The organism is Mycobacterium sp. 23, from assembly GCF_048287075.1.
GTDB lineage: Bacteria > Actinomycetota > Actinomycetes > Mycobacteriales > Mycobacteriaceae > Mycobacterium > Mycobacterium gordonae_B.
Window position 1 is genome coordinate 2,083,676 of record NZ_JBLVUX010000005.1, and the last position, 10,045, is coordinate 2,093,720.

The 10,045-nt window shown below is 63.6% G+C and carries 11 protein-coding genes and 2 pseudogenes; 9 read left to right on the forward strand and 4 right to left on the reverse strand.

The features are described 5' to 3' along the window. The first annotated feature begins 99 nt into the window (after nucleotides 1–99). The 6 genes from ACNQS7_RS10540 to ACNQS7_RS10565 all read left to right on the forward strand — a co-directional run bounded on the left by ACNQS7_RS10540 (nucleotide 100) and on the right by ACNQS7_RS10565 (nucleotide 4,382). Complete coding sequence (locus ACNQS7_RS10540; protein ID WP_071321478.1) at nucleotides 100–618, forward strand: MarR family winged helix-turn-helix transcriptional regulator; 519 nt, start codon at nucleotides 100–102, stop codon at nucleotides 616–618. A gap of 296 nt (nucleotides 619–914) precedes the next feature. Beyond that, nucleotides 915–1,691 (forward strand): SDR family NAD(P)-dependent oxidoreductase, encoded by a 777-nt coding sequence (locus ACNQS7_RS10545; RefSeq protein ID WP_033718003.1) that lies wholly within the window; start codon nucleotides 915–917, stop codon nucleotides 1,689–1,691. 13 nt (nucleotides 1,692–1,704) lie between these two features. Next, nucleotides 1,705–2,454 (forward strand): isochorismatase family protein, encoded by a 750-nt coding sequence (locus ACNQS7_RS10550; protein ID WP_217809554.1) that lies wholly within the window; start codon nucleotides 1,705–1,707, stop codon nucleotides 2,452–2,454. Nucleotides 2,455–2,557: 103 nt separating this feature from the next. Further along, entirely contained in the window at nucleotides 2,558–3,001 is a 444-nt protein-coding gene (locus ACNQS7_RS10555; RefSeq protein ID WP_071321479.1) for a nitroreductase/quinone reductase family protein, read from the forward strand. A 737-nt stretch (nucleotides 3,002–3,738) separates the two neighbouring features. Further along, nucleotides 3,739–3,960: a FitA-like ribbon-helix-helix domain-containing protein gene (locus ACNQS7_RS10560; RefSeq protein ID WP_033718008.1), complete on the forward strand. Its 222-nt coding sequence runs from the start codon at nucleotides 3,739–3,741 to the stop codon at nucleotides 3,958–3,960. After that, a complete protein-coding gene (locus ACNQS7_RS10565; RefSeq protein ID WP_033718005.1) occupies nucleotides 3,957–4,382 on the forward strand; it encodes a PIN domain nuclease in 426 nt (141 codons plus the stop codon). The genes ACNQS7_RS10560 and ACNQS7_RS10565 overlap by 4 nt, the downstream gene beginning before the upstream one ends. A 968-nt stretch (nucleotides 4,383–5,350) precedes the next feature. Here ACNQS7_RS10565 and ACNQS7_RS10570 read toward each other — a convergent pair. Continuing rightward, nucleotides 5,351–6,109 (reverse strand): annotated as a pseudogene (locus ACNQS7_RS10570) (alpha/beta hydrolase). 323 nt (nucleotides 6,110–6,432) lie between these two features. On the opposite strand from ACNQS7_RS10570, the gene ACNQS7_RS10575 reads away from it, so the two are divergent. After that, a complete protein-coding gene (locus ACNQS7_RS10575; RefSeq protein WP_306255285.1) occupies nucleotides 6,433–6,810 on the forward strand; it encodes an ArsR/SmtB family transcription factor in 378 nt (125 codons plus the stop codon). Further along, nucleotides 6,807–7,628: an SRPBCC family protein gene (locus ACNQS7_RS10580; RefSeq protein ID WP_071321481.1), complete on the forward strand. Its 822-nt coding sequence runs from the start codon at nucleotides 6,807–6,809 to the stop codon at nucleotides 7,626–7,628. Before ACNQS7_RS10575 ends, ACNQS7_RS10580 begins: the two co-directional genes overlap by 4 nt. On the opposite strand, the gene ACNQS7_RS10585 is transcribed toward ACNQS7_RS10580, so the two are convergent. Both ACNQS7_RS10585 and ACNQS7_RS10590 read right to left on the reverse strand, forming a co-directional pair. Further along, the gene (locus ACNQS7_RS10585) at nucleotides 7,620–8,120 is read right to left on the reverse strand and encodes an IS30 family transposase (protein WP_158006314.1); all 501 of its coding nucleotides are present in this window, start codon (nucleotides 8,118–8,120) and stop codon (nucleotides 7,620–7,622) included. The two genes, ACNQS7_RS10580 and ACNQS7_RS10585, sit on opposite strands and share 9 nt — an antisense overlap. Nucleotides 8,121–8,167: 47 nt before the next feature. After that, nucleotides 8,168–8,581, reverse strand: a pseudogene (locus tag ACNQS7_RS10590) (hypothetical protein); the annotation flags it as partial. A gap of 409 nt (nucleotides 8,582–8,990) precedes the next feature. On the opposite strand from ACNQS7_RS10590, the gene ACNQS7_RS10595 reads away from it, so the two are divergent. Beyond that, nucleotides 8,991–9,302, forward strand: coding sequence for a hypothetical protein (locus ACNQS7_RS10595; RefSeq protein ID WP_336242252.1), 312 nt, complete (start codon nucleotides 8,991–8,993; stop codon nucleotides 9,300–9,302). On the opposite strand, the gene ACNQS7_RS10600 is transcribed toward ACNQS7_RS10595, so the two are convergent. After that, nucleotides 9,299–9,805 (reverse strand): hypothetical protein, encoded by a 507-nt coding sequence (locus ACNQS7_RS10600; protein ID WP_050594517.1) that lies wholly within the window; start codon nucleotides 9,803–9,805, stop codon nucleotides 9,299–9,301. The genes ACNQS7_RS10595 and ACNQS7_RS10600 overlap by 4 nt on opposite strands. Between the last annotated feature and the right edge of the window lie 240 nt (nucleotides 9,806–10,045).

Genomic DNA, 10,045 nt, shown 5'->3' on the forward strand with positions numbered 1-10,045 from the left:
GGCCAATGAACGTCAATGGCCTGCAGCGTGCGATACCGCGCTGAACCATTCGCGCACTTTGCCGCTCGTGAGCCGCTGCTCCGCGTAATGTGATCAGGCATGCCATCAGCCGACGACCTGAACATGTTGTCCGCCAGTGATAGTCAGGCCTGGGGCGGACTGCTTCGCACTCATAAGCTGATCATGGCCGCGATGAGTCAGGAACTCGAAGACCAGCACGGATTGGCTTTGACGAGTTATGACGTTCTGCGCCATATCGCGCTAGCCGACGGGCAGCGGCTACGGATGAGTCAGCTCGCCGAGCAGGTCATGATTACCCGCTCGGGGCTAACCGGCGTGGTCGGGCGCCTGGAAGCGGCGGGACTTGTCCGACGAGACTCCGCCGACTGCATCGACGGGCGCGGCGCATATGCCAGTATCACCGGCAGCGGGTGGAAGGTGTTGCTCAAGGCCAACGACACCATCACAACGTTGATTAATCAGCTGTTTCTTAATCATCTCACTGAGCACGACCTCGCCGACCTTCGCCGTGTATGGCGCAAGCTCGGGACGGTCGCCCAAGGTCCGGGGAAGCTAGTAAGTCCGCGCTCGCAGCTTGCGTCGCACCTGCGACCATGAGTGCGGAGCCGCGCCTTTCATCGGCGCGCCAGCCGAGTCACAGGTTAGTGCCCAACCTCATCGTGCAGCCCGACACTGTCGAACAGATTGATCGTAGATCTGGTTCGCGCACAAACTACTTGCGGACTACACTGGGTCTGCGAGGCAATCAACACCCACCGACGACCCCAGCTCACCGCCTGGCAGCCGATTGCGGCTTGGATAGCTGCGCGTTGCCGTGCACGGCTTTGGTGGCGGCGTCGATCGACTAGGGGCGCGGAGATATACGCCCATCCGCGTGACGAGAGGGTCCAGTCATGGCAGAGCCCCGAAGGCTAGAGGGCAAACGAGCCCTGGTGACCGGCGGAGGACGCGGCATCGGCGCAGCCATCGTGCGGCGACTGGCCGCAGAGGGAGCTGCGGTCGCAGTCAACTACGTCCACGACGCCGCCTCGGCAGACGCGCTCGTCACCGAACTGCGCGCCGAGGGCCACCCGGTCGCCGCGTTTCAAGCCGACGTCAGCGACGCCGCCCAAACCCACAACCTGGTGGCGCAGGTGGTTGCGGAGTTCGGCGGGCTGGACCTGCTGGCCAGTAACGCCGGCGTCGAACACTTCGGCGCCCTGGGCTCAATCACTCCCGCTGATTTCGACCGCGTCTTTCGGATCAACGTCGCCGGACAGCTATTCGCCACCCAGGCCGCCGCTGCGGCGATGAGCACCGGCGGACGAATCACGCTGACCGCCTCGATCAGCGCTCGCGTCGCCGTCTATCAACACACCCTGTACGCGGCCAGTAAGGCCGCGGTCTCTGCGATGGCCCTCAACCTGGCACCCGAACTGGCCGAACGCGGCATCGCGATCAACGCCATCGCCCCGGGCGGCACCGCCACCGACATGGCAGCAGAACACACCCAACGCTACGTGCACCCCGCGCTGTCCGACGTCGACATCCGCACCTTCACCGAATCCACCGTGGCACTGGGCCGCTGGGCTCAACCCGGCGAAATCGCTGCCGTCGTCGCCTTCCTGCTCTCCCCGGACGCCTCTTACCTCACCGGTGCCACCATCGACGCCTCGGGAGGATGGATGTGATCAACTCACCGTAATGACATCGGCGCGCCATACGCACACCAAGCAGATCGCTGGGGGGGCCGCTATCTCGGTCACCAAGCGTCCGACCCACCGGAGAAACGAAACAATGACCGACTCGCGCTACCTGGAGTTCCTCACCCCCGACAACTGCGCCCTGCTGCTGATCGATCATCAGACCGGCACCATGCTGGGCGTGCAAGACATCCGCCTCGACCAGTTCCGATCCAACGTCTTGGCGCTAGCCAACATCGGCAAAGTGCACAACCTCCCGACCGTGCTGACGGCCAGCTACGCCGAAGGGCCCAACGGACCCTTGCTGCCCGAACTGTTCGAGTTGTTCCCTGATGCCCCCTACATCGCCCGGCCCGGCTGGATCAACGCCTGGGAAGACCCCGAGTTTAAAGCCGCGGTAGAAAATACCGGACGCAAAAAGCTGATCATGGCAGGCGTCACCACCGACGTATGCCTGTACTTCCCAGTCGTCTCCGCACTCGCCGCCGGCTACGACGTGTACGCGGTCTACGACGCCTCGGGCTGCTGGGACATGATGAGCGAACTAACGTCTTGCATGCGCTTAGCGCAAGCAGGTGCGATCGTCGTCAACTGGGCCGTCATCGCGGCGATGCTGCAATGGGATTGGCGACGCCCAGTGGCCGAAGGCACACTCAAAAACGTCTTTGGCGGTCACCTGCCGTTCTACGAATGGCTGGCCAGCAACCAGAACTTCACCAAGACGCAGGTCGCAGGGACCGATGAGCAATGACTACCGGCCATTGCCTGGTCTCTCCGGACGCCTGGGACGCCCATTGGTGACCCACTACCAATCACATGATTAGAGGCGCAACGAGACCATCCAAGGAGGGCCAATGAGCAACAACGACAGCAACGACGCTATGGAATCGGAGAGATCGTTCAACGAGAAAAACATCGCCGAATTCCGGGCCAACAAAGGGAAGGTCGGCGGCCAGTTCGAAGGTTTCGCGCTGCTACTACTCACCAGCACCGGTGCCAAAACCGGCGCCGAGCGTGTCAACCCGGTCGGATACTTCGACATCGACGGCAAGATGTACATTGTTGGCTCGGCAGCAGGCAGAGATGCAAACCCGGCCTGGGTCGCCAATATTCGCGCCGACCCACATGTGACGGTGGAAATAGGCGGCAATCCAGCCGCCGCCGCAACCACAGCAGAGCTGGCCCGCGCCGAACGCGAACTCATATTCGGGATCATCAAACAGCGCGCGCATGGTTTCGCCCACTACGAAGCATCAACGGACCGGATCATCCCGGTTTTCGAAGTGAATCTCGATTGATCGCGCTTTGCATCCCCACCCACCGTTGACCGACTGCCACTATCCGCGACGACCGCCATACTGAAAGTGTCGAAAGCCTTAAATGGTTGCCTCGGCGCTTTGACAAAGATAAGTGTCGCCGTCCTGGTTAGGTGCGACTCGCACATGTCTGGCCATACGTGACATCGTCTTTCCTGGGAGCTTTCGTCTTTCGCAGGCGACAGCGCGCCCTTTTCTTGTGTCGTTGGCTTGATGTGAGCCTGCCCGACCCCGTTGCAGATTCGTGGCTCGTGATAGGCCTCATCGAAATGCTTCCCGTGACCGGACCACGTGCACTGGTCCATGTGATCTGTCCCCGCCGCTTCGGGCTAGGTCGGGCTGGGCGGATCGCCCTATTCCATTCGACTTGTCCTGGGTCCCCGTCCTGTTGCCCATCATCGTCTGGGTCCGACAGCGAGTCTTCTTCACCACGACCCCCTCCAGTTTCGCTATCGATGACGCCGAGCGGAGGCGTCTCCGGGTCCCGCGTGTACCGCACGACGACATGGTCGATCACGTTTTCCGGCGGGGTGTTATTTACGATGATGACTTGTGCGCCTTCACCGGCCCCGGCTAGCCATTCATCGACATGCTTAAAGAATCGTTCGATCAAACGAATGTCCGCAAACTCGGTATTGGCTGCAGCGCTTCTGACCGTCAAATGCTCGAGTTGCGTGTCAGCGCCCCTGCTCGCCGATATCGGGTGATATCATGGTGTGGTGAGCGACGTGCTGATCCGCGATGTTCCTGACGATGTGCTCGCTGGGCTCGATGCGCGAGCTGCCGAGTTGGGCTTATCGCGCGTTGAGTACATTCGCCGTCGCCTTGCTCAAGACGCTCGCGCGCCACGTGTGTCGGTCACCCACGAAGACCTCCATCGGATGGGGCGCAACCTTGCGGGCCTGGCCGAGGACGACCTGATGAACCAGGCCTGGCAATGACGGAAGCGTCATGGCTGATCGACAAATCGGCCCTGGCGCGCCTCGCGCACAGCCACGAGCCGGAAATCTGGAGCAATCGAATCGAGCGCGGACTAGTCCACATCAGCAATCTGACCCGTCTAGAAATCGGGTATTCGGCTCAGTCCGGTGACGTCGCTCGACGAGAGTTCCGCGAATCCCCCTTGGCTGCAATGCCAGTCGAGTACCTGACGCCGAAAATTGAAGACCGTGCATTGCAAGTCCAGCTGCTGCTGGCCGATCGCGGCCAACACCGGGGGCCGTCGATCCCCGATCTCGTCATCGCGGCCACCGCCGAGCTGGCACGATTGACCGTCCTGCACGTCGACAAAGACTTCGACACCATCGCCGCGATAACCGGACAACCCGTAACGCGGCTTGCCTTCACCAGTAGCAGTACGTAAGTAGCGACCACCGGCTTCGCCGAATCACGGCCAAAATAGGAAGGTCGTGATACCACGCGGGTTCCCCTCAGCGACGAAACGCGATCCGCCGTGGGACCGGCGGAATCTGAGCGAAACCCCGATTGGTTCAACGGCTTTCTGCTTGATCGCCAGATTCGCAAGCCCTCCGCGCACACCATGAAGGCGTACCGGCAAGACCTAGCGGCCATCGCGCGTCTGATCACCGCCGGTCAACCAGCGAGCATGAAAGTGGGTGATAAAAAAAGAACCGCCACCATTTAATTGTCAGCGGTCACGTTTTCCCCAGATTTGAGGGGTTGTACGTTACGTAATTCCTCACCCGCCGCCACGTAATTCCGACTTGCATGGGTGTCACGGGACGGCGAATGAGATTGCCAGCCCACAGCGTGTCGTAGCAGGCCGGAGGAATGACTCGCGAAATTCCTCTCACCCGCAAGTGCGGGTTGACCCTGGTGGGGGTGTCACCCCTTCGGTCTGCGTTCGCGGCGTGACTGAAGAGAGGCATGACCATGAGCTGTTGTGAAAGGTACTTGAAGTCGGATTGTCCGCCGCGGATTCCCCACATCACATCAATGAAGGGAACCCGCAACCATGATCGTCATTGGCATCGATCCGCACAAGTCCAGTCACACCGCTACTGCCTTGGACCCAGCCACCAACTGCGATGTCGGGTCGGTGGGCGGAATCCAGTGAACGTCGCAAAGGTATGGGTGGGACGTTAGTCGGGTTGGGGGGCTGCCGGAGACTTTTGTTGCTCGTGCTCGACGACCGTGTCGCCGGTGCAGGTTCGGGTTGAGCTGGAGGTAGTGATCGTGGAGCGCCGGCCGCTACCGCGAGTAACTCGCGGTCAGATTTTTCCGCGCGGGACTGGGTTTTCCGATCGCTCGGTGGGACGGCGCGAAGGCCACCACTCAATGGAACGCTATCGGCGCTGAAGTACTCCCCGCTTATCCAACGTACGGGCGGAGGTGTCTAATGAAGAATCGTCCGGCTTCCTTGGCTGCCCAGGGCGGAACACCGGTGTGTCCGCCCATGTTGGCGACCAGCGTCTTTTCCGCCGATCCGAATGCGTCGAACAGGTCGAGCGACACCTGCCGGTGATTGGCCGCGTCGTCCCACTGAAGCAGGACATGCAGCGGGATCGTGATCTCGCGGGCCTCCGCGATGATGGATTGCGGGACGAAGCTGCCGGCGAACAAGTTGGCCGCGGCGATCCGCTGATCACGCGCGCCATCCGCACCGCGATCGAAATGAAGCCACCCGAGATGCCCACCGGTTCACGCAGCTCGGGAAGCTCAAGCAGCGTGTCGAGCGCCGACCGCCATTCCGGAACTGCTCGGTCCACCAGCGGCAGGATCAGCCGATCGATCAGCTCGGCGTCCGGCGTTGCACCGCCCGTCACCACCGCACGGAGGTCCGCGCGGGCCTGTTCGAATCCCGCGATCGGGGGCCGTGTTCCGCTGCCGGGCAGCTCGACAGCAGCGGTGGCGAATCCGTCGCGGGCAGACGCTTGTACCCGCGGCAGAAGCCGCGGATACATCTGCTCCAACCCACCTTGCTGGCCCAGCAGGATCAATGGAACAGGCGTCGAGCCAGCCGATTCCGGCGTCCAGAGAAATCCCGGGAATCTCGCCGAGAACGAAGGAACGCTCGACGAGGAGGACGAGGAGACTGTCGTCGTGGCGCACAGTAGAAGTGACGTGCATGGTCGTACCTTTCGGGGAGTCCTTTGTGATCGGCGCTCCCGGACGACCTATCGCCCGACCGCGACCCCTCGAGGGAGCACCCATGTCACACCGTTCACGGGTACCACCTCCTCGAGTCGTCGCACGGACCAGCCCAGCGTGGCAACGGAGGCCGGTACCAGTTGACTCGGATGTCCTGTCGTGGGGACGACGCCAACGTCGTGTCCGGGAGCGTTCGGGTTCGGGGACCTGCTCGGCGAGTCGGCTCCTGGCCCACCCCACGTCGCTCCGCGGAGGCCGGACTTCGATTGACACCAACACTCCGTTCGTTCACACTTACGTAAGTGACGACGAACGGAATGTTGAACCGAGCCGCGATGGTGGAGGCGATGGCCGACCCGACTCGGCGATCAATCGTCGCCTTCTTGTGTGAGCGGCCGGCCGCGGTGGGCGCGATCGCCGACGCCCTTCCGGTGAGCCGACCGGCGGTCTCACAGCACCTGAAGGTGTTGAAGGACGTCGGTCTTGTCGCCGTCCGCTCCGTGGGCACGCGGCGGATCTACGCCGTGCAGCCCGACGCCCTGGCTGCGGTCCGGGACTGGTTCAACGACTTCTGGCAGCAGTCGCTCATTGCCTTCCGCCTCGCCGCCGAATCCACGTCCGACCAGCCCGCCGACGGTGACCGCCGGTCGGCCCCCAAACCACCCGAGGAGGACGAATGACTTCGAATCCCGCAACCGACACCGCGCGAACGTCCACTAGCGTCGAGGCGACGGTAGACGCCCCGCTGACGCGTGCGTTCGAGGTTTTCACGATCGGAATCGGCACCTGGTGGGACGCCGACAAGCACATCCTGCGGGCTCCGTTGGCGCGGATGGAGTTCCAGCCGTGGGTCGGTGGACAGATCGTCGACCACGGCACCGACGGGTCCACGTGTGCGTGGGCACGCATCCTCGCCTACGACCCGCCGAGTCGCGTGGTGTTCTCGTGGGACATCAGCACCTCGTGGGAACTCGAAACGGATCCCGCCAAGGCCAGCGAGGTCGAGATCACCTTCGACAGCGTCACCCCAGAGCGCACCAGAGTGGTCCTCACCCATCGCCACCTCGACCGCCACGGCGACGGCTGGGAAGGAATGCGCGACGCCGTGTCGTCGGGGTGGAATCTGAACGGTCTTGCCGCCGCTCTGCGCGGCGCGCCGGCACTGCCGTGGGTGGACGACGACGCCATGCTCGGCAGACTCAACCAATCGAAGGCGTACACCATGGTCATCCTGCTCGCCACCGATCGGTTGGTGCAGCCGCAAGTCGACCCCATCATCTGGGCGCACGGCAGACGCAACATGGGTCTGATGGACGCCGGCATCGCCCCGGTGATCGTCCCGGTCACCTCACCCGAAGGACCCGCCGGGTTCGCCCTGTTCGCCACCGACCCGGACAAGACCCGACGGATCATGGACGCCGACCCGGGCGTGGTCGCCGGGGTGTTCACCTATGAGATCCACCCGTGTCGCGGCTTCCCCGGCTCAGCGCTAACGTGACCGGTCGGCGTCCGAGCGAACGACGGTACTCAGATGGGCAAATCGGTCATCGCGATGTGGGTGAGCAGATCCTTTGGTCTGGCCCAGTCCAGAGTCTTGCGGGGGGCGGTCGTTGACCTCGTCGGCTAGCTGGCGCAGCTCTCGCGCCGAAATATGACTGAGGTCAACGCCTTCGGGGAAGTAGTCGCGGAGCAGGCCGTTCATGTTCTCGTTACTGCCGCGCTGCCACGGAGAGTGCGCGTCGCAGAAGAACACTCGTGTGCCGGTGCGTTCGGTGATCTCCGGGTGATGCGCGAGTTCCTTGCCCCGGTCCCAGGTCAGCGTGCGGCGCAACGGCGGGGGCAAGAACAACAACGCGGATGCGATGTGGTCGAGCATCGCCACGGCAGTGGGCCGCCCGTCAAAAGCGCCGATCAGGATCAGGTAGCGGGTGCGGCGCTCAACCAGCGTGGCGATCGCCGACCGGATTCCCCGCACCCATGATGCAGTCACCCTCCCAATGCCCCTCCTGGACACGGTCTTCCACCTCTGATGGGCGGTCAGCAATCATCGTCATCCCCGACAACCGGGCGACCCGCAGCAGCCCCTGCACCCTTCGCCGCCGGGTAGCGTCGCCGACGCTTGGCCGGCCGCGTCAAGGGCAGGTCAGGATCGTAGATCGCTTGATAGATCGACTCGCAACACAATCGTCGCCGCGGCGCCTCGGGAAACCTCACGTACAGCTCGTGGGCGACCTGTTCTGGGCTCCAACGCTTACCAAGCAATTCCTCCACCACTTGGCGTAATGCGAGGTCGGTAGCCAGGCGACGTGCACGTGGCCGTCCCAGGCGTCTGACGGCGAGTTGATCGGCAGTACCAGGCCGATATCGCCCGGAACTATCGGCGTTGCGACGCAATTGTCGGCTCACCGTCGACTGTGAACGGCCGATCTCGCGAGCGATCTGGCTGACCGTCTTCTTCTCGCGTCACAGATCAGCGATCGTCGTTCTCTCCGCCAAAGACAGGTACCGGGGATGGCGCGGCGCGTGGCGGCGCGAGCTGATGCACAGGTGGATGATGCACCCGCTCACCAGCGGTATTGCGGACCGTACGCCCGTGCCGCCGATAAATCCCCGTACTCCGCGCGACTCGGACTCGGCGGCACGCCTCGGCATTTCCCACGCCCTGCGCGATCAGCCGGGCGAACTTCTGCTGCTTCTCCGTCACCACGAAACTGCGACGCCGACCTCTACCCATCACTACCTCCGGACAATCTCGGTGTCGCGACGTTCACTGGAATCCATCGTGTGTATTGAGGCATCGGTGGCCGAATACCAGAGACTGATCGGCTGAGCGAGGGCGTGGCCGGAGCGAACCTGGGCAATCGAGCACGCCGACGGACTCGAGCACCATTTGGCGTTGTGGCTGCTGGCTCGCGGTGAGGTTGTTATGGACATTCTGACGGCCGCCACCGCCCGGGTGGGGAGGCTCTCCCGGGGGGGTCGTCGCAAGGATGACCGCATCGATGCGGCTGCCGCTGCGAGTGCGGCCACACTACACGGAGACACCCGTCAGGTTTATCCGGAGACCGCCGCCGACTCTCTAGCCCTGCTCGATGAGCGGCGAGTCAACTTGCCTCACAGCAGAACGCGAGCCGTCAAAACATCGCCGCGCCCACCGACCCCGCCGCCTTAGGCCAACGCCGATGACGGCGCCAGCGGCTTTACAGCGGCACCGCTTTGGATCGCGTCTCCGGTCGTCACCGCCAGCCCCTCGCTGGCCTCGTCAGCACCGACCACCCGGTCGGCGACCGTCGGTACCGCCGCGTCGTCCGCGGCCGGCAGCGTGGCATTCGATGCGGCGGCCTCGGCTTCCCGAATCAGTTCGCGGGCTTGCTTTTCGGAGAGCTTGGCCATCCGCGCGATCTCACGCAGACTTTCCCTCCGATCGCGCATCGCGGCCAGCGCCTGCCCGCACACCACACGCTGCGCGTCGCGGCGGCGCTCGGCGTCCTCGCGCAACACCTGCTGGCGCGCTGCAAGCCACCCGTCGACGGCCTCGAGGCGCTCGCGGGCGGAGAAGTACCTTCCCAAATCCTCGACGTTGGCCCGAGTGCGGCGCACCACGTCGTCCTGGGCGGCGCTGGCGGCCTGCCGCGCTGCGCGGCGGGCCTGCTTGCTGATCACTGTGTTCGCCATGGATCACACGCTAAGCCCCACCAACCCCCCAGCGCCGCAACGCAAGCCAAGAATCTTTCCGCACCGCACCCATCACCGGGCTTCGCACCCGACCCGTCACCGCCCACCCGAACGGCACTTAGGGTGCCCTAACTTCTCTCTCCCGCCGAACATCACACCTCTTGCACTCAGGGTCACGGTTCGGTCACGGCCGTTATCTGGGGAGTTTGCCGCCCCTAATTTCAGGTTCAGGTGATGACG